The sequence below is a fragment of the Plantibacter sp. ME-Dv--P-095 genome (assembly GCF_030209365.1).
Classification (GTDB): Bacteria; Actinomycetota; Actinomycetes; order Actinomycetales; family Microbacteriaceae; genus Plantibacter.
Window position 1 is genome coordinate 1 of record NZ_JARVSB010000017.1, and the last position, 18,889, is coordinate 18,889.

The window sequence follows — 18,889 nt, forward strand, 5'->3', positions numbered from 1 at the left end:
GATGTGCGAGGCATTCAGGCCAGTGTACCACGACTTCTCGGACAGCTGTCCGAGACAGCCAGTGACGGCGCGGGCACACCCCTCCCGGGCACTGAGCGTGTCGAAGTGCCCACGAGGAACGCTTCGACAGGCTCAGGGACCGAACGTCGAAGGCGATGCGCGAAGCCCAGGGACCGGCGTCTCTCGGGCACACCCGCTCATCGCACCCACGTCACCCCTGCGCCGGGGCGGCGATGTTCACCAGCCAGGTGATGCCGAAGCGGTCCTGCACCATGCCGAAGGAGTCACCCCAGGGGGCCACACTCAGCGGCTGCTGGACCGTGCCGCCGTCCGCGAGCCGCTCGAAGTACTCGCGGAGTCGGGCCTCGTCGGTGTCCGGCCCGCTCAGTGACATCGAGAAGTTGTTACCCTCGCGGTAGTCCATGTGCTTCGGCGTGTCCGATCCCATGAAGACGATCCCGGCGTCGCCGGTCAGCTGGGAGTGCATCACCAGATCGACCTCGTCCGGCTCGACCGCGGCACCGAAGTCGCCGAACGTCGACACCGTCAGTTCGCCGCCGAAGACGCCCTGATAGAACTCCATCGCTTCGCGGGCTGTCCCGCGGAAGCCGAGATACGGGTTGAGCGTCGTCATGATCGTCCCTTTCTCCTGGGCGGGTGCACCGTCGCACTCGTCTCGCGATCATTCTCAACCTCCGGCGTCGGATGCGCGAGCACGTTCTGGTGGCTCCGCCACGAGGGGCCGGGACGCTCACGGCTACTAGGCTCGTCTGGTGCCCTCGCAACCCCAGCCCCTCCGCATCGCGATGATCTCGCTCCACACCAGCCCCGGTGACGAGCCGGGTTCCGGTGACGCCGGCGGGATGAACGTCGTGGTGCGTCATCAGGCCGTCGCAATGGGCGCCGCGGGGCACGAGGTCGACGTCATCACCCGGCGGTCCTCCGCCGGCCAGCCGTCCTCCTCCGCCCTCGCCCCCGGCGTGACGCTGCGATTCCTCGACGCCGGACCCGCTGAGCCGGTCGCGAAGGGTCGACACGAGGAGTTCGTCGAGGACTTCCGTTCGGAGCTCGCCCGGCTGCCGCGGTACGACGTCCTGCACGCCCACCACTGGTTCTCGGGCATGGCCGCACTCCCTCTCGCGCGTGAACTGGCGGTTCCGCACGTGCAGAGCTTCCACAGCATCGCCGCCGAGTCCACCACGCCGCTCTCCCACGGCGAGCGTGCCGAGTCCCCCGGGCGTCTGGCAGGCGAGGCGTGGCTCGCCGCGGAGTCGGACGCCGTCGTCGCGATCAGCGCGGCCGAGGCCGACACCGCGATCACCCGACTCGGAGCCCGCCCCGATCGGGTGTCGATCGTGCCGCCCGGTGTCGACGGCACGCTCTTCCACCCGCTCGGCGGTGCCCGTTCCGGTCGTCCGACGGCGGTTGTCGCTGGTCGCCTGCACCCGCTGAAGGGCTTCGACCTCGCCATCGAGACCATCGCCGCGGTTCCGCTCGAACTGCGCCCGGAACTCGTCATCGCCGGCGACGTCTCAGTCGACTACGACCGCTATGCGGAGGAACTCGCCGCCCTCGCCCGTGACCTCGGTGTCGCCGACGACGTCCGCTTCGTCGGGCCGCAGTCGCGGGTCGGGCTCGCCACGCTGTTCCGCGAGAGCACGCTCGTGCTCGTCCCCTCCCACTCGGAGACGTACGGTCTCGTCGCGCTGGAAGCCGCGGCGAGCGGCGTGCCGACCGTCGCCGCCGCGTCGGGTGGCCTGCGGGAGGCAGTCGTCGACGGGGAGACCGGCATCGTCCTCGAGTCCCGCGATCCAGCGGTGTGGGGAGCGGCCGTCGCCGGGCTCCTGACCGACCAGACGCGACTCGCTCGCCTCGGCACCACGGCTCGGGAGCGCGCCGAGCACTTCGACTGGCAACGTTCCGGCGACACCCTGGTCGACGTCTACCGGCCCCTCGCCGCCGCCCGGTCCCCACGAGGCGCGTCCGCGGCGACGTCCGCGTCGTGACCGACGGTCTCAGGCCAGCGCTCGAACGCGCGCGAACGGTCCTGGTCGCGCACGCCCACCCCGACGACGAGACGCTCGCGACGGGGGCGCTCATCGCCGACCTCGTCGCCCGCGGGATCACGGTCGTCCTCGTGACCGCGACGCGGGGCGAGCGCGGCGAAGTCGTCGACGGCCCCCTGCGCACGCTCGCCGGAACCGCTGCACTCGCCGCGCACCGCGAGGCGGAACTCGCCGCCGCCTGCGCCGCCCTCGGGATCACCGCGCAGTACTGGCTCGGGACGCCGCCTGCCGCTCGACCGGGGACGACGACGCGGTACGTCGACTCCGGCATGCGCTGGGTGCGGGAGGGGCTGGCAGGGCCAGCCGACGACGTCCGACCGGAGGCGTTCTCGCTCGCGCCACTCGACGAGGTCGCCGGAGACCTGGCCGCGCTCATCGCACACGTCTCCCCCGACCTCCTGATCAGCTACGACCACGGAGGAGGCTACGGACACCCCGACCACCTGCGGATGCACGAGGCGGCTCTCGCGGCGGCAGCGCGGACCAGGACACCCTTCGCCGAGATCGTGCACCACCAGGAATCCCTCGACCCCGATCACGATGACGCCGTCTGGTTCGACCTCCAACACCGGCTGCCCGAGGTCACCCGCGCGCTGCACGAACACGCCAGTCAGCTGACGGTCGACGGCACGCAGCTCGTGCACTCGGGTGGCCAGCGCGAGGACATCACCACCTCGGTCGGTCTCCGCCTCCGTACGCCCTAACCCGCCGCGGCGGGTTCGCGGTGCTCCCGAGGCATGCGGGCGGCGAGCACCGGGACGAGCAGCATGAGCACGACCGCCGAGCCGAACGCCGCGGGGAACGAGAAGGCGTCGAGCAGTGCCCCGGCGACCAGCGGGCCGACGATGGCGCCGAGATCCGATGTCGCCTGGAAGACCGCCACAGCGCGTCCACCCCGTCCGCCGGCGGCGTCGCCGACAGCCGCCGCCGGCGCCGTCCCGAGGAATGCGGCCGCGACGCCGTAGACACAGAGCGCGACGACGAGCATCCAGAGCTCGCCGACGAAAGGCATCGCGAGGAGGGCCAGCGCAGCGACCGGGAAGGCCACCAGCATCGCCGGGCGTCGACCCACGGTGTCGACGAAGCGCCCGGCCGGCCCGAGCGCCAGGGTCTGCGCCACGGCTGCGATCGCGAACGCGACACCGGTCCAGGCCGCTTCCTCGTGCAGCGCCTCGACGACGAGCACGGGGACGAGCGCGCCGCGGACCCCCATCGACGCCCAGCCGTTGGCGAAGTTGGCCAGGAGGGCCGCCTGGTACCGACGGTCGCGGAGCACGGTCCGGAACGGTTCGGCGGGTGCTGCGTGCTCGGTGGGCGCGGCGATCCGACTGCCCCGCAGCATGACGAGGCCGAGGACACCCGCGATCGCGAGCGTCCCGGCGTAGAAGAAGAAGGGCGCCGTGAGCGAGATGGTCGCGAGCAGCCCACCGACGGCCGGGCCGGCCATGCCGCCGACGAGGAACCCGCCCTGGTAGAAGCCGACCGCCCGGCCTCGGCGGTGTGGCGCGGTCGTCCGCAGGAGCAGGGTCATGGCGGCCACGGAGAACATGGCCGATCCGATCCCGCCCGCGCCACGGAGCAGCAGCAGCTGCGGGTAATCCGCCGCCAGGCCGACCAACGCACTCGAGACGGCGACGATCCCGATCCCGGAGGCGAGTACCACCCGCTCGCCGATCCGGTCGACGAGCGCTCCGACGAACGGGTTCGCCACGAGGCGCATGAGCGCGAAGACGGAGACGACCGCTCCGACCTCGAGATAGCCGACCCCGAAGCTGCGGACGTAGACCGGCAACACCGGGATCACGACCCCGAAGCCGAGCATCACGAAGAACGCGACGCCACCGAGGACGAGGACCTCGCGACCGAGCGGCTCACGAGCAACGGCTCCCGCTCCGCCTGGGCGACGGAACGGGAGCCGGATCATGTTCTCAGGCTAACGGTGCGATCAGCCGATCGTCGCCGTGTCGATGACGAAGCGGTAGCGGACGTCGCTGCGGACGACGCGGTCGTACGCGCCCTCGACCTCGTCGGCGCCGATGAGCTCGATCTCCGAACCGATGCCGTGCTCGGCGCAGAAGTCGAGCATCTCCTGCGTCTCGCGGATGCCGCCGATGTTCGAGCCTGCGAGCGAGCGGCGGCCTCCCACGAGCGAGAACACACGGAACTGCTGGGTGTTCTCCGGCAGGCCGACGAAGACCATCGAGCCGTTGAGCTTCAGCGTCGACAGGTACGCGTCGATGTCGAGGTCGGCCGAGACCGTGTTGATGATGAGGTCGAACCGGCCACGGAGCGACTGCAGCGTGCCTTCCTCGCCGGTGGCGTAGTAGTGGTCCGCTCCGAAGCGCTTGCCGTCGGCCTCCTTGGAGGTCGTCTGGCTGAGGACGGTGACCTCGGCGCCGAGTGCGTGAGCGATCTTCACGCCCATGTGACCGAGGCCACCCATGCCGACGATCGCGACCTGCTTGCCGGGACCGGCACCCCAGTGCTTCAGCGGGGAGTAGGTGGTGATCCCGGCGCACAGCAGCGGAGCCGCCACGTCGAGCTCGATGCCCTCGGGGATGCTCAACACGTAGTTCTCATCGGCCACGATCTGCTTGCTGTACCCGCCGTAGGTGGGCTCGCCGTCGTACTCGCGTCCGTTGTAGGTGGCGACGTTGCCCTTGAGGCAGAACTGCTCCTCGCCGGCGACGCAGTTCTCACACTCGCGGCAGGAGTCGACGAAACAGCCGATGCCGACGCGGTCGCCGACCCGGTGCTTCGTGACGCCCTCGCCGACCTCGGTGACGACACCGGCGATCTCGTGACCGGGCACCATCGGGAAGATGGCCTTGCCCCACTCTTCGCGGGCCTGGTGGATGTCGCTGTGGCAGATGCCGGCGTAGAGGACGTCGATGACGACGTCGTTGGCCCGCGGAGCGCGGCGCTCGATCGAACCGACCTCGAAGGGGGCGTCGGCAGTGGGCTTGATGATGGCGGCGACGGTGGTCATAGGACTCCTCGAGCTGTGGGGGTTGGGGGGTGCCGTGGGGCGGGGTGATCGCGCCGGACAGCACCTTCGACGCTAGCAGCCCACTCCGCCCGGGCCTCCCCCAAGAGCTCACGTCCGAGGTGTGCTAAGGCCGACCCGCCAGGTGTGAATCCCTGCAGAGTTGCTTGGCAGTTCCCGCAGAGGATCGCCGAGCTGGTGGCGCCCCGGGCCGAAGCCGAGCAAGGTGGGGAACTCGTATTCGCGAACGGAACGGAGAACACACATGCTCACCCTGACCGAGAACGCCGGCCGAGTCGTCAAGACCCTCGCCGAGAACGCACCACTCACCCCGGGACTGGTGGTCCCGGACGACGCGTCGTCGCTCACGCACGGCGCCGGACTTCGCATCAGCAGCTCCGACGACAACAACTTCGAAGTCACGATGACGGCGACGCCGCATGAAGCGGACCAGGTCATCGAGAGCGCAGGAGCCACCGTGTTCCTCGAGGAGTCCGCAGCGGTCGCTCTCAGCGACGCCGTCCTCGACGCGCAAATCGACGAGCAGGGCGGCGTGCGCTTCGCCCTGGGCAAGGCCGAATAGCCCCGAGCACCCACGGAACGCCCGGTGATCCACGATCACCGGGCGTTCGTGCGTCCACGGGTCACTCCTCGGGGTGCTTCGCCCGACTCGGCTGCACCCGCGGCGGCTCCCCCGGCATCTTCGGGAAGTCGGGAGGGAACGGGAGCTCGCCCAGGCCCTGCTCGAGGTCCCGCTCCCACCACTGCAGGAGGACGTCGATCCGTCCAGGGTGATCGTGCATCCCCGCCCACGGGTCGCCGACCGACCGCAGCCGCTCGGGCACCGTCCGGACCGTGAACGCGCCAGGGTCGATCTCCGGCAGCTCGTCCCAGGTGACCGGGCACGAGACCGTCGCCGCCGCCAGCGCGCGCGGACTGTAGGCGCCCGCCATGGTCCGGTCGCGGTTCGCCTGGTTGTAGTCGACGAAGATGCGCTCGCCGCGTTCCTCCTTCCACCAGGAGGTCGTCACCCGGGACGGATCCCGCCGCTCCAGTTCGCGCGCCGCGGCGATCACCGCGTGACGGACGTCCAGGAACTCGTGCTCCGGCTCGATGGGGGCGAACACGTGGACGCCTCGGTTCCCGGAGGTCTTCACGAAGCCGGTCAACCCGACCTCCGTCAGCAGCTCCCGCAGCGAGGCGGCCACGCGGACGGCGTCGGCGAAGTCCGTGCCCGGCTGCGGGTCGAGGTCGATCCGCAGCTCGTCTGGCCGATCGGGGTCGGCCGCCCGCGACGGCCATGGATGGAAGACGACGGTGTTCATCTGCGCCGCCCAGACGACCGCTGCCGCCTCATCGAGGACGAGCTGCGGGTGCTGCCGCCCGCTCGGGTACACGACGTCCACCGCACGCACATACGCGGGAGCGCCCTTCGGCGGGTTCTTCGAGAAGAACCACTCGCCGTCGACACCGCCCGGGAAACGTTGCAGCGACACGGGCCGGTCGCCGTTGGCGGTGAGGAACGCCGGTGCCACCTCGATGAGGTACTCGGCGAGCTCCTGCTTGGTGATGCCGGGCTCCTCCCAGAGCACCCGCTCAGGACTCGACAGCCGCACCTCCCGGTCGCCGTGCGGTCCGGGGACGGTGAGGACGATCGCGGTGCTGGCCATGCCGGACACGGTACGCGTCCGTCCGGAGGTCGTCACGAGGGTGGTGCTCATGGCCGGAGCGGAGTAGAACGGACACGTCCGCCGGACAGGCAGGCAGCCCTACTCTGGCGAAGGAGCCACCATGCGCGAGGTCCATGCGTCGCTGTTCCAGTCCGTCGACGGTGTCGTCGAATCGCCCGACCAGTGGCAGTTCGACCATTTCGACGCCGACATGGGGGCGATGATGACCGAGGCGATCTCACCGATCGACGACGTCCTCCTCGGCCGTGTGAGTTACGAGCAGTGGAGCGCATTCTGGCCGACCGTCGACGGTGACGACCCGTTCGGCTCGTTCATCAACCCGGTTCGAAAGCACGTCGCCTCGCGCACGCTGACGGGCCCTCTGGCCTGGGAGAACGCATCTGTCATCCCGAGCGCGCTCGAGTCGTTCGTCGCAGACCTCAAGGAACAGGACGGTGGGCGCATCGCCGTGCAGGCGAGCATCTCCGTCGTGCGGCAGCTCCTCTTCGCCGGCCTGCTCGACCGCCTCACGCTCATGATCCACCCGGTGGTCGCCGGCGCCGGGCGCCACCTGTTCGAGCCGAGCGACCCCGTGACGCGGCTGGAGCTCGTCCGCTCCGTGCAGACGAGCTCCGGCAACGTGCTCTCGACCTACGCACCCCGCAACTAGAGACGCGCGCGGGCGGGCGGACTCAGCCCAGGTGGACCGCCTGCTGGTCACCGGAGGGCAGGAGGTCCTCCTTGCGGCCGCGGATGCAGACCACGGCGATGAGGCTCGCGACAACGAGTCCGACCGCAGCGGCGATGAATGCGGCCGAGTAGCCCTGGGTGAACGCCACCAGCTGTGACGCTTGATCGGTGACGGTCGCCTGGTCGGTGACACTGGCGTAGACGGTGGTGAAGACCGACAGCCCGATCGAGCCGCCGATCTGCATCGAGGCGTTCGCCGTTGCGGAGGCGGCTCCGGCGTCGTGCGGGGCGACACCGGTCAGCGCCAGATTCTGCATCGGCACGAAGACCATGGCCATGCCGATCCCGAGCACGATGAGCGCCGGGAGCACCTGCACGAAGTAGTTCCCGTCGGCGGTGATGCGGCTGAGGTACACGAGGGACACCGCGGCGATCAGCGGACCGACGATGAGCAGGGGGCGCGGACCGATCGCCGGCAGGAGCTTGGTGGCGATGGGCGCGACGATCATGATCGCGACGGTCATCGGCAGGGTCGCGATCCCCGCCTCGAGCGGCGGGAAGCCGAGCACGATCTGCAGATGGAAGGTCAGGTAGAGGAGCGCGCCGATCATGACGCTGCCGACGATCATCTGCATGAGGAACGCTCCGCCGCGCACGCGGTCGGCGACGATCCGCAGCGGCAACAGCGGCTGGGCGACGCGCATCTCGATGACGACGAACAGCGCGAGGAGCCCGGCGCCGAGCGCGAGGAAGCCGATGGTGTCGATGCTGCCCCAACCGCCCTCGGCGAGCGTGAAGCCGTACACCAGGGAACCGAGTCCCAGGATGACCGTGATCGCGCCGAGCCAGTCGTAGCGGTTGTCACCCTCGGCCTTGCTCTCGGTCACGAGGATGAGTCCGGCGATCAGGCCGACGATGACGAACGGCACGTTGACGAGGAGGCACCAGCGCCAGTCGACGAACTCGGTGAGCACCCCGCCGAGGATGAGGCCGACGGCCGCGCCGGCTCCGGCGACCGTACCGAAGACGGCGAAGGCCGTGTTGCGGTCGCGGCCGTGGGTGAAGGTCACCGTGAGCAGGGCGAGCGCCGCCGGCGCCATGAGGGCCGCGAAGACGCCCTGCAGGCCGCGGGCGACGATGAGTTCGGTCCCGCTCTGCGCGAATCCGCCGAACGCCGACGCTGCGCCGAAGCCCACCATGCCGACGAGGTAGGTGCGCTTCCGACCCCAGTAGTCGGCGATCCGGCCACCGAGGAGGAGCAGCGCGCCGAAGGCCAGCGCGTAGGCCGTCACGACCCACTGACGCTGGGTGTCGGACAGGTCGAGCTCGCGCTGGGCGGCCGGCAGGGCGATGTTGACGATCGTGCCGTCGAGCACGACGATGAGCTGCGTCATCGCGAGGACGACGAGCACCCACCAACGGCGACCGGTCGAGCCGGACGGTGGTGCGGTGGCGTGGGATTTGGTGGCTGCGGACGCAGACATAGGGGACCTCCGAGCGAGGGGTGCGGGTGCTGGGGGTTTCCAGCCCCAGATCGATGCTCGACACACGGCGCGAATGCAGCACGGTGCGGACGATCAACCACCCCAACCACGAAGTCGGGCAGGCTTCCAGGATAGCGGATCCCTGACGCAACACGCCCGGCAGACCGCGGGATCAGTCGGCGGTGTATCGCTCCAGGACCGCCTCAGGCCGTTCCACCGCGGCGAAGTGACCCGTCCCGGCCAACGTGTGCACCCGGAGGTCGGGGACGAGCGCCGCGAGGACGGCCGCGTCGTCGGAACCGACGAAGACGTCTCGGCCGCCCATGGTGCAGCGGACGGGACAGCGCACACCGCGCCACCCGTGGAGGTCGTAGGCGGCTGCAGCACGCGTCGCCGCCAGGAAGGTCGCGGGTCGGACGTCTGCGACGAGTGCGTCGACGACGGACCGGTCGAGGTCGCGGCGTCGTCCGAAGAGCGGTGACATGAGTGGCGCCAGGAGTCCAGCCCGGTTCAGGAGGCGGAGGAGTGCCGGGCCCCGAGAGCCCAGCACCTCCAGCACGCGCATGCCGACGAGCATGCCCGCGAACCACGGCAGGCGGACGCCGCCCGTCACGGGGTGACGGATCGCCTCGACGACACCGACGCCGGTCGGCGAGACGAGGTCGACACGGATCGTGGCGTCGGGCTCGAGGACGGCGAGATCGAGTGCCACGAAGCCGCCGAGCGAGTGCCCGACGACCCGCCAGGAACGGTAGCCGAGCGCTCTGGCCACGGTCGCGACCGCGACCGAGAGCGATCGGACGCTCACCGTCCCCCGAGCGGCCGTCGGTGACTCGCCCCACCGGGGGAGGTCCACGGCGATGACGTCGTCGACGACCGCGCCTCGCTCGTCGTCGGCGCGGAGGAACGGCGACCAGGTCGTCCAGGAGCCTGCCGCACCGTGCAGGAGGATCGTGGCCGGTCCCCCTGCCTCACGACCCGCTCGCACGGTGACGGGTCCGATGTCCGTGTCCACCGTGACGCGTCCGAGTCCCAGGGCGGTCTCATCGGCGGTGATGGCGGAAGCACGGTCGGGCACGGCAGGACGGGAGTGGTTCGAGGACATGCGGATCATTCGGAAACGAGGCACCATCCGGATCGGACGTCTGTCGGCGGCCGGCCCGCCTGCCGGGTGCGCAACCCCCCGTCGGCACGAGTCCGCGGCGGCTAGCGTGGTCTGATGCCTTCGAACGCACGCGCCACCGCAGACCACGCCGCAGGAACCGCCAAGAACAGCACGACCCTCCGAACGCTCGCCCGCACCGGCCACGCCGTCAACGGGCTCCTCCACGTCCTCATCGGCGGGATCGCCATCTCGATCGCGCTGTCGGGCGGCGGATCGGGCGGCGGGGACGCCGACCAGTCCGGTGCGCTCAAGACGCTCGCCGGCACGCCGGGTGGGATCGTGATCATCTGGGTCGTCGCCGCCGGCCTGCTGGCACTCGGGCTGTGGACCGTCATCGCGGCGTTCCTCGTCAGCGAGTCCGACACCCGGAAACGGTGGAGCAAGCGCATCTCGACCGCCGGACGCGCGATCGCCTACCTCGCCGTCGGATCCACGGCACTGACCTTCGCCCTCGGCGGCAGCAGCGACTCGTCGCAGTCCAGCACGGGCCTGACGGCGACGCTCCTGTCCTCCCCCGGCGGGGTGTTCGTCGTCATCGCCGTCGGCCTCGTCGTCATCGGCATCGGCGGCTTCTTCGTCTTCAAGGGCGTGACGCAGAAGTTCCTGGAGGACGTGCACCCGCCGACCGGCACGACCAAGCGGGCCGTCGTGGTCCTCGGGATCGTCGGATGGGTCGCCAAGGGGGTCGCGCTCGTCACGGTCGGGATCCTCTTCATCGTCGCCGCGGCAACGCAGGACGCGGAGAAGGCCTCCGGGATGGACGGCGCCATCTCCGCGCTCGCGGCACTCCCGTTCGGCGTCGTGATCCTGCTCGTGGTCGGTCTCGGCCTCATCGCCTACGGACTGTTCTGCGGCGCCCGCGCCCGCTGGGGCAGCCTCTGACCCGTTGAGGCGAACGCCTCGGGCGGCGACGCGGCGGCGTCAGCTCCAGACGATGTCCTGCAAACGCTTGCGTTGCGACTACCGTTAGGAGTATGACGTCTTCTGATTCCACGACGCAGCCCGAGGCGGAACCCGCCGGCGCTACGCAGACCTTCTCCGACCTCGGCCTCGACGACGCGGTGCTCAAGGTACTGAAGGATGTCGGTTACGAGACCCCGTCCGCCATCCAGGCGGCCACCATCCCGCTGCTGCTCGAGGGACGCGACGTCGTCGGCCTCGCCCAGACGGGAACCGGGAAGACCGCCGCATTCGCCCTCCCTATCCTCTCCCGGCTCGACCTCGCGCAGAAGACGCCGCAGGCCCTCGTCCTCGCGCCGACGCGCGAGCTCGCCCTGCAGGTCTGCGAGGCGTTCGAGAAGTACGCCACGCACCTGCGCGGCGTCCACGTGCTCCCCGTCTACGGTGGCCAGGGCTACGGCGTGCAGCTCTCCGCGCTCCGCCGCGGCGTCCACATCGTCGTCGGCACCCCGGGTCGCATCATGGACCACCTGGAGAAGGGCACCCTCGACCTCACCGAGCTCAAGTACCTCGTGCTCGACGAGGCCGACGAGATGCTGAAGATGGGCTTCGCCGAGGACGTCGAGACGATCCTGGCCGACACCCCGAAGGAGAAGCAGGTCGCCCTGTTCTCCGCGACGATGCCGTCGTCGATCCGTCGCATCTCGGCCAAGTACCTGAACAATCCGGAAGAGATCACGGTCAAGACGAAGACCACGACCTCGGCCAGCATCACGCAGCGCTACCTCACGGTCTCGTACCCGCAGAAGGTCGACGCCCTGACCCGCATCCTCGAGACCGAGAACTTCAGCGCGATGATCATCTTCACGCGGACGAAGAACGAGACCGAGACCCTCGCCGAGAAGCTCCGCGCCCGCGGGTACTCGGCCGCGGCCATCAACGGCGACGTGGCGCAGGTGCAGCGTGAGCGCACCGTCAACCAGCTGAAGGCCGGCAAGCTCGACATCCTCGTCGCCACCGACGTGGCCGCGCGAGGCCTGGACGTGGAACGCATCAGCCACGTCGTGAACTACGACATCCCGGTGGACACCGAGTCGTACGTGCACCGCATCGGACGCACCGGCCGCGCCGGCCGCACGGGTGACGCGATCAGCTTCGTCACCCCGCGCGAGCGTCACCTGCTCAAGGCGATCGAGCGGGCGACCCGCCAGCCGCTCACCCAGATGCAGCTGCCGAGCGTCGACGACGTCAACGCCACGCGCCTCACCCGCTTCGACGACGCCATCACCGAGGCGCTCGGCCAGACCGACCGCATCGAGCGCTTCCGCGAGATCATCGGCCACTACGTCTCGCACCACGACGTCCCCGAAGCCGACGTCGCCGCGGCCCTCGCGGTCGTGTCGCAGGGCGAGACGCCGCTGCTGCTCTCCGCCGAGGACGAGCGTCGTCGTCGCGAGGAGTTCGACAACACCAACCGTGGCAACGACCGCGCCGGACGCGACCGCCGCGACTCCGGCGACCGCGGAGCGCGGTTCGACCGCGGCGACCGTGGCGATCAGGGCGACCGTCCCGAGCGTCGCAGCCGTCCGTCCAGCGGACCGATGGCGCCCTACCGCATCGCGGTCGGTCGTCGCCAGAAGGTGGACCCGCGCCAGATCGTGGGTGCGCTCGCGAACGAGGGCGGGCTGAAGCGCGAAGACTTCGGCGCGATCCAGATCAAGCCGGACTTCTCGATCGTCGAACTGCCGGCGAGCCTCGGCAACGACGTCTTCGACCGGCTCGAGAACACCCGGATCAGCGGCAAGCTCATCGAGCTCCGTCCCGACCGCGGTGGCCCCGCACGCCGACGCGACGACGAGGGCGGCACCGGCGGCGGGTCGTACGACCGCAAGCCGCGCTCCTAGCGCTCCGCGCACACGACGAGGGCCGGACGGAATCCTGGGATTCCGTCCGGCCCTCGTCGTTCCGCACCAGGCGGCGTCGACCTCAGTCGCGCGGGTCGAGGACGCTCGTGACCACGGCGTAGTCGGCGTCGAGGGCGACCTCGAGCTCGTCACCGTTGTCGAGGAGCACGTCGACCTCGAAGGCGACGCCGGGGTCGTCGCTGCGGTCGACGTCGGTCACCGTGCCACCCTTGGCCTCGGCGAGGGCCGCCTTCGAGGCCGCGTCCGACTCGTCCTGGGTGAGCGGCACGTCGTCGGCGTCCCTGACATCGCGGTCGTCGGTGGTTCCGGCGGCGGCGTCGTCGGTGACGGGGCCACCGTCGCGATCGACGTTCGACGCCGATGCGACGCGGTCGTCGTCGGCGTCTCCGAACTCGTCCACCGCGTAGGCGGCACCGGCTCCGCCGAGGGCGAGGGCACCGACGACGATCGCGGTGATCCAGACGGGCTTGCGGCGCCAGAAGCTCGGCTTGGACGCGGGGGCTGCGGGGATGTTCGTGTGCTCGGTCGCCTCGACGCGCTCGACGGGCTCGATGCGCTCGGTGGCTGCGGTGGGCTGCGTGGGGTCGGTGGGCTGAGAGGCTGTGTTCTCGTTCATGTGCCCCAGACTGTCCGAGGAGCGCTGAAGCGCGCCTGAAGCGAGCTGAAGCCGCGTTCAGGAAGCGGGCGAAGCCGGCAGCGTCACGATGAACGCGGCTCCCCCGAGCCCGCTGTCCACGAGCTCGACCGAGCCGCCGTGCACCCGCACGACGTCGGCCACGATCGCGAGTCCCAGGCCTGATCCACCGGCGTCGCGGGATCGGCTCTCGTCGAGGCGCACGAAGCGTTCGAAGACGCGCGCACGCAGCTCGACCGGCACACCCGGACCGTCGTCCTCCACGGCGATCCTCACGGACCGGCCGTCGGACGAGCATCCGAGACGGACCACCGAGCGCGCGTGCCGCGCAGCATTGTCGACGAGGTTCCGCACGACCCGCGCGAGCAGCGCCTCGTCGCCGTCGACCCTCGCCGCGGCGACCGACGACGACTCGACCCGCAGCCCACCGACGGACCGGAGACGGCCGGCCTCGGCCAGGAGCAGGTCGTCGACGTCGAGCGCATGCCGTCCGGCACCCGTCGCCCCCTCGTCGAGTTTCGCGAGGAGCAGGAGCGACTCGACGAGGGTCTGCATCCTGGCGCCTTCGACGAGCACCGTCGCGGACAGCTCGGCCGTGTCGACCCGGTCCGGGTGGAGCGACGCGACCTCCGCGTACTGTCTGATGACCGCGAGCGGCGACCGCAGCTCGTGCGAGGCGTCGGACACGAAGCGGCGCTGCGCCGTCTGGGCGTCCTCCAGACGACCGAGCAACGCGTTCATGGTCCCGGCCAGGCGTCCGATCTCGTCGCCCGTCGCGGGCAGGTCGATCCGTCGATGCAGCTCCCCCGCTCCCAGCTCCGAGACCTCGCGGCGGATGCGCTCCACCGGTGCCAGGGCACGCCCGACGAGCAGCCAGGTGAGTGCGCCGATCAGCACCACGAGCACGGGGACGGCGACCAGGAGCAGCACCCCCACGAGTCCGACGGCGTCGTCGGTCTCCTCGAGGGAACGACCGGCGAGGACCACGAGGTCTCGTCCGTCGACCTCGAGGTCCTCGCTCGCGAACAGCACCGACTCGTCGTCGACGACGGCGACGAAGGAGTCGCCGTCCGGGACCGGGGTAGGCAGCTCGATCTCGTCGTCCGTCCGGTCGACGACGCGCCCGTCCTCGAGCAGCACCAGCAGCCGGCCGTCGTCCGCGGGCAGCGTCGTGGCGTCGGCGTCGGTCAGTTGCGCGGAGACGCTCTCAGCCTCGGCCGCCGCACTCTGCTCGACGCCGGATCGCAACGTCGCCGAGAACAGGCCGACGAAGACGATGGAACCGACGCCGAGGAACAGGGCGACGGCGAGCACCGAGCCCAGGGCCGCCCGAGCGCGGACGGACCGCCACGGTGCCCGGCCGGCGGTGTCCGGATCATGCCGCCCGGCGTCAGCCACGGCCGCCCACGAGTCGGTATCCGAAGCCGCGCACAGTCTCGAGCGACGCCCGCTCGAACGGCCGATCCACCTTGTTCCGCAGGTGACCGACGTAGACCTCGACGATGTTGGGATCGCCCTCGAAGTCGTCGTCCCAGACGTTCTGCAGGACCTCGCGCTTCGACACGACCTCGCCGCCGCGCCGCATGAGGAACTCGAGGACGGCGAACTCGCGGGAGGTGAGATCGATCGGGACGTCACCGCGGTGGACCTGCTTGGATGCGGGATCGAGCCGGAGCTCGCCGACCTCGAGGACCGCCGGGCGCTCGCGGGACCCCCGCCGGACGAGCGACCGGATCCGGGCCACGAGCACGGCGAACGAGAACGGCTTGCTCAGGAAGTCGTCGGCGCCGGTGTCGAGGGCCTCGACCTGGTCCCAGTCGCCATCCTTCGCGGTGAGCATGAGGATCGGCGTCCAGTCCCCCGCGTCGCGGAGCTGCTGGCAGACGCGGTACCCGCTCATGCCGGGCATCATGATGTCGAGGATGATCGCGTCGTACCGGTGTTCGCCGGCCATCCAGAGTCCGTCGACCCCGTTCGCGGCGACGTCGACGGCGAAGCCCTCGGCCTCGAGGCCCCTCCTGACGCCCTCGGCGAGACGTACCTCATCGTCGACGACGAGTATCCGCATGGGGTGTGACCTCTCGGCTCCGTGCCGTCGACGCTCGAGCGGCGCCTCCCAGTGTGGCGCGGGCAAGCTGAAGCAGCGCTGAAGCGACGCGGTCCGGCGCGGACGCCCGTACGCTGGAGCGGTGTCCGCCCCCACCGCCCTCGACCCGTGGGAGCAGTCCGTCGACGTCCGGGCGGACACCGGACCGGTACGCCGTCGACTCCCGCTCTACGAGGCGGGAGCGATCCCCGTGCCGTTCGTCATCCGTGGGAACACCGAGCGGATCGCACGCGACACCCATTGGGACGAACACTCGCACCCCACGCACGAGCTCCTGTGGAACGACCACGGCGCGTCTACCGCCACCGTCGGCGACCGTGTCTGGACCGTGACACCACATCACGCGCTCTGGATCCCGGCCGGCGTGCGCCATACCGGCTGGACGCCCGCCGGCACCTGGCAGCGGGCCGCGATGTTCAGTGTGGATCAGGTGCCCGCCATCTCCGAGCTGCCGACGGCGGTCGAACTCACCCCGTTGCTGCGGCTCCTGCTCGACCGCCTGAGCGCGGTCGGGCTCGACGATCGCGCCAGAGCCACCACCGAGGCGACCATCCTGGACGTCCTCGAACCCGCCGAGCACGAGCTGCTCCTGCGCCTCCCCCGGTCAGCGCTCCTCGCGCCGATCGTCGAGTGCCTCCGCGCGAGTCCGTCCGACGGGACCTCCCTCGCGGAATGGGCGACAGTCCTCGGCGTGAGCACGCGGACGGTGACCCGGACGTTCGAGTCGGAGACGGGACTCGGGTTCGCGCGCTGGGTCGCCGCTGCCCGGGTGCAGCACGCCATCACGCGTCTCATCGCCGGTGACCGCATCGACGAGGTGGCGGCGGCTGTCGGGTACCGCTCGACCACGGCGTTCGGCACGGCGTTCCGCCGGGTCACCGGGACGAGTCCGGGACGTTTCCGCGCGGGCTGAAGCGGCTCACGCGCCCGGTCCCGACGTGTCCGTTTCGCAAAGGAACGCGTCGTATCCGCTCGATTGCGCTGCCACCGGCCGCCAGCTAACTTTGGTTAGGCAACCCTTCATCACCGCCGCTTCACGCGCGGTGCCGGTCTCCACCGGCCACCCTCTCCGAACCGCAGACGACGTCCTCCGACGCCGTCGTTCGTCGTGCCAGCGCACCGGCGTCAGTCAGCAGCACCCGAAAGGACCCCATGCAGCGCGCACCACGTCTCGTCGCCCTCTCCGCGGCGGCGTTCCTCACCCTCGGCCTCGCGGCCTGCTCCTCGTCGTCAGCAGAAGAGGCGGCCGGCGGCGACGCCGGCTTCACGCCGATCACGATCGAGCACGCCCTCGGCACGACGACGATCGACGCCAAGCCCGAGCGCGTGGCCACCGTCAACTGGGCGAACCACGAGGTGCCCCTCGCCCTCGGCGTCGTCCCCGTCGGGATGGCCGCCGCCAACTTCGGTGACGACGACGGCGACGGCCTGCTCCCCTGGGTCGAGGAGAAGCTCGAATCCCTCGACGCCGAGACCCCCGTCCTCTTCGACGAGACCGACGGCATCGACTTCGAGGCGGTCGCCGACACGAACCCGGACGTCATCCTCGCCGCGTACTCCGGCCTCACGCAGGAGGACTACGACACGCTCAGCGAGATCGCCCCCGTCGTCGCGTACCCGGAGACCGCCTGGGGCACGTCCTGGCGCGACACCATCCTCTTCAACAGTGAGGCGATGGGCATGGCCGACGAAGGCGAAGCGCTCGTCACCGAGTTGGAGGGCGAGATCACCGAGGCCGCGAAGGCGTACCCGCAGCTCGAGGGCAAGACCGCCATGTTCCTCACCCACGTCGACACGAGCGACCTCAGCGAGGTCAGCTACTACACGACGCACGACACGCGCACCGCGTTCTTCGAGGACCTCGGCCTCGCGTTCCCGGAGAGCGTCGCGACGGCCTCCGCCGAGACCGAGCTGTTCTCCCTCACCCAGAGCGCGGAGCAGGCGGACGCCTTCAGTGACGTCGACATCATCGTGACCTACGGTGGCGACGAGCTCATCGCGGCGCTCGAGGCCGACCCGCTGCTCTCGCAGATGCCCGCCGTCGCGAACGGTGCGATCGTCGCACTCCCCGGCACCAGCCCCCTCGGCACCGCCGCGAACCCGACGCCGCTCTCGATCTCCTGGATCCTCGGCGACTACCTCGAGCTGCTCGCGCAGGCGGCAGACAAGGCGGCGTGATCACCGGCACCGCCACCCCGCCCGCCTCGGGTGTCGCCGTCGTGCGACGCCCGAGGCGGGTTCGCGGGCTCTGGCTCCTCGTCGCAGCCCTCGTCCTCGTCGCGGCCATGCTCTGCTCCGTCACCATCGGATCGCGGGACGTCGAGTGGTCGGCCGTCCTCGGCGCCTTCGCGGGCGGTGTCGACGGCTTCGACCAGGCCGCGGTGGCCAAGCGCATCCCCCGGACCCTCCTCGCCGTCCTCGCCGGCGCGGCCCTCGGCGTCTCGGGGGCCGTCATGCAGGGCGTCACCCGGAACCCGCTGGCCGACCCCGGCATCCTCGGCATCAACCTCGGCGCCTCGCTCGCGGTCGTCACCGGCCTCGCCTACTTCGGACTCGCCGCGGCGAGCACCACCATCTGGGTGGCCATCATCGGCGCCGCCGCCTCCGCCGTCTTCGTCTACACCGTCGGTTCGCTGGGCCGCGGCGGGGCCACCCCGCTGAAACTCGCCCTGGCCGGCGCCGCGACGTCCGCCGCGCTCGCCTCGTTCATCACCGCGGTCGTCCTTCCCCGCGGCGACATCGCGAGCAGCGTGCGGTCCTGGCAGATCGGCAGCGTCGGTGGTGGCACCTTCGTGCAGATCGAACAGGTGCTGCCGTTCCTCGTCGTCGGCCTCGTCATCTGCCTCCTGTCCGCGCGCGGCCTGAACTCGCTCGCCCTCGGTGACGACCTCGCGGCCGGTCTCGGTGAGCGCGTCGCGGTCGCTCGTGGAGCCGCGGCATTCGGGTCCGTCGTGCTGTGCGGCGCGGCCACCGCCGTCACCGGCCCCATCGGTTTCGTCGGGCTCGTCGTGCCGCACGCCTGTCGGCTCGTCGTCGGCGTCGACCACCGGTGGTTGCTCCCGTTCTCAGCCGTCGTCGGCGCCGTCCTCCTCACCGTCGCCGACGTGCTCGGCCGGATCGTCGCCCGCCCCTCCGAGATCGACGTCGGCATCATCACGGCGCTCATCGGGGCGCCGATCTTCATCGCGATCGTGCGCCGGCAGAAGGTGAGCGCCCTGTGAGCGTCGACGCACGGAGCACACACCCGACGATCGCCGGGCAG

At 70.7% G+C, this 18,889-nt stretch carries 18 protein-coding genes; 9 read left to right on the plus strand and 9 right to left on the minus strand.

The annotated features are described in order from the left end of the window. Positions 1-211: 211 nt before the first annotated feature. Complete coding sequence (locus tag QRN26_RS18140; RefSeq protein WP_056777253.1) at positions 212-637, minus strand: VOC family protein; 426 nt, start codon at positions 635-637, stop codon at positions 212-214. 136 nt (positions 638-773) lie between these two features. Here QRN26_RS18140 and QRN26_RS18145 point away from each other — a divergent pair, with 136 nt between their 5' ends. After that, entirely contained in the window at positions 774-2,006 is a 1,233-nt protein-coding gene (locus QRN26_RS18145) for a glycosyltransferase (protein WP_285037804.1), read from the plus strand. Then, positions 2,003-2,770: a PIG-L family deacetylase gene (locus QRN26_RS18150; RefSeq protein ID WP_285037805.1), complete on the plus strand. Its 768-nt coding sequence runs from the start codon at positions 2,003-2,005 to the stop codon at positions 2,768-2,770. The genes QRN26_RS18145 and QRN26_RS18150 overlap by 4 nt, the downstream gene beginning before the upstream one ends. On the opposite strand, the gene QRN26_RS18155 is transcribed toward QRN26_RS18150, so the two are convergent. Then, positions 2,767-3,990 (minus strand): MFS transporter, encoded by a 1,224-nt coding sequence (locus QRN26_RS18155; RefSeq protein WP_056005316.1) that lies wholly within the window; start codon positions 3,988-3,990, stop codon positions 2,767-2,769. The two genes, QRN26_RS18150 and QRN26_RS18155, sit on opposite strands and share 4 nt — an antisense overlap. Before the next feature lie 21 nt (positions 3,991-4,011). Then, positions 4,012-5,055 carry an NAD(P)-dependent alcohol dehydrogenase gene (locus QRN26_RS18160; RefSeq protein WP_056005313.1) on the minus strand — a complete coding sequence of 348 codons (1,044 nt, stop codon included), beginning with the start codon at positions 5,053-5,055 and terminating at the stop codon, positions 4,012-4,014. A gap of 262 nt (positions 5,056-5,317) precedes the next feature. On the opposite strand from QRN26_RS18160, the gene QRN26_RS18165 reads away from it, so the two are divergent. Next, positions 5,318-5,635 carry a hypothetical protein gene (locus tag QRN26_RS18165; protein ID WP_056005310.1) on the plus strand — a complete coding sequence of 106 codons (318 nt, stop codon included), beginning with the start codon at positions 5,318-5,320 and terminating at the stop codon, positions 5,633-5,635. Between the two features lie 61 nt (positions 5,636-5,696). Here QRN26_RS18165 and ligD read toward each other — a convergent pair whose 3' ends face one another. Further along, positions 5,697-6,722 (minus strand): non-homologous end-joining DNA ligase, encoded by a 1,026-nt coding sequence (ligD, locus tag QRN26_RS18170; RefSeq protein ID WP_285037849.1) that lies wholly within the window; start codon positions 6,720-6,722, stop codon positions 5,697-5,699. Between the two features lie 121 nt (positions 6,723-6,843). Between ligD and QRN26_RS18175 the strand changes: the two genes are divergently transcribed. After that, positions 6,844-7,392, plus strand: coding sequence for a dihydrofolate reductase family protein (locus QRN26_RS18175; protein WP_285037806.1), 549 nt, complete (start codon positions 6,844-6,846; stop codon positions 7,390-7,392). 22 nt (positions 7,393-7,414) lie between these two features. Here the strand turns inward: QRN26_RS18175 and QRN26_RS18180 are convergent, their stop codons facing one another. Beyond that, positions 7,415-8,896 (minus strand): MFS transporter, encoded by a 1,482-nt coding sequence (locus QRN26_RS18180; RefSeq protein WP_285037807.1) that lies wholly within the window; start codon positions 8,894-8,896, stop codon positions 7,415-7,417. Positions 8,897-9,068: 172 nt separating this feature from the next. Then, positions 9,069-10,001: an alpha/beta fold hydrolase gene (locus QRN26_RS18185; protein ID WP_285037808.1), complete on the minus strand. Its 933-nt coding sequence runs from the start codon at positions 9,999-10,001 to the stop codon at positions 9,069-9,071. A gap of 114 nt (positions 10,002-10,115) precedes the next feature. On the opposite strand from QRN26_RS18185, the gene QRN26_RS18190 reads away from it, so the two are divergent. Continuing rightward, positions 10,116-10,943 carry a DUF1206 domain-containing protein gene (locus tag QRN26_RS18190; RefSeq protein WP_056777240.1) on the plus strand — a complete coding sequence of 276 codons (828 nt, stop codon included), beginning with the start codon at positions 10,116-10,118 and terminating at the stop codon, positions 10,941-10,943. A 92-nt stretch (positions 10,944-11,035) separates the two neighbouring features. After that, positions 11,036-12,865, plus strand: coding sequence for a DEAD/DEAH box helicase (locus QRN26_RS18195; RefSeq protein WP_285037809.1), 1,830 nt, complete (start codon positions 11,036-11,038; stop codon positions 12,863-12,865). An 82-nt stretch (positions 12,866-12,947) separates the two neighbouring features. On the opposite strand, the gene QRN26_RS18200 is transcribed toward QRN26_RS18195, so the two are convergent. Genes QRN26_RS18200 through QRN26_RS18210 form a run of 3 tightly spaced genes read right to left on the minus strand, consistent with a single transcriptional unit; the run spans position 12,948 to position 15,588 of the window. Further along, positions 12,948-13,502 carry a hypothetical protein gene (locus tag QRN26_RS18200; protein ID WP_056005291.1) on the minus strand — a complete coding sequence of 185 codons (555 nt, stop codon included), beginning with the start codon at positions 13,500-13,502 and terminating at the stop codon, positions 12,948-12,950. Positions 13,503-13,559: 57 nt separating this feature from the next. Next, positions 13,560-14,918 (minus strand): sensor histidine kinase, encoded by a 1,359-nt coding sequence (locus QRN26_RS18205; RefSeq protein WP_285037810.1) that lies wholly within the window; start codon positions 14,916-14,918, stop codon positions 13,560-13,562. Continuing rightward, positions 14,911-15,588 (minus strand): response regulator transcription factor, encoded by a 678-nt coding sequence (locus QRN26_RS18210; RefSeq protein ID WP_056005284.1) that lies wholly within the window; start codon positions 15,586-15,588, stop codon positions 14,911-14,913. Before QRN26_RS18210 ends, QRN26_RS18205 begins: the two co-directional genes overlap by 8 nt. 121 nt (positions 15,589-15,709) lie before the next feature. Between QRN26_RS18210 and QRN26_RS18215 the strand changes: the two genes are divergently transcribed. The 3 genes from QRN26_RS18215 (at position 15,710) to QRN26_RS18225 (ending at position 18,848) form a co-directional block, all read left to right on the plus strand. Next, positions 15,710-16,540: a helix-turn-helix domain-containing protein gene (locus QRN26_RS18215; protein WP_285037811.1), complete on the plus strand. Its 831-nt coding sequence runs from the start codon at positions 15,710-15,712 to the stop codon at positions 16,538-16,540. A gap of 239 nt (positions 16,541-16,779) precedes the next feature. Next, positions 16,780-17,805, plus strand: coding sequence for an iron-siderophore ABC transporter substrate-binding protein (locus QRN26_RS18220; protein WP_285037812.1), 1,026 nt, complete (start codon positions 16,780-16,782; stop codon positions 17,803-17,805). Further along, positions 17,805-18,848 carry a FecCD family ABC transporter permease gene (locus QRN26_RS18225; RefSeq protein ID WP_285037850.1) on the plus strand — a complete coding sequence of 348 codons (1,044 nt, stop codon included), beginning with the start codon at positions 17,805-17,807 and terminating at the stop codon, positions 18,846-18,848. Before QRN26_RS18220 ends, QRN26_RS18225 begins: the two co-directional genes overlap by 1 nt. Positions 18,849-18,889: the final 41 nt, after the last annotated feature.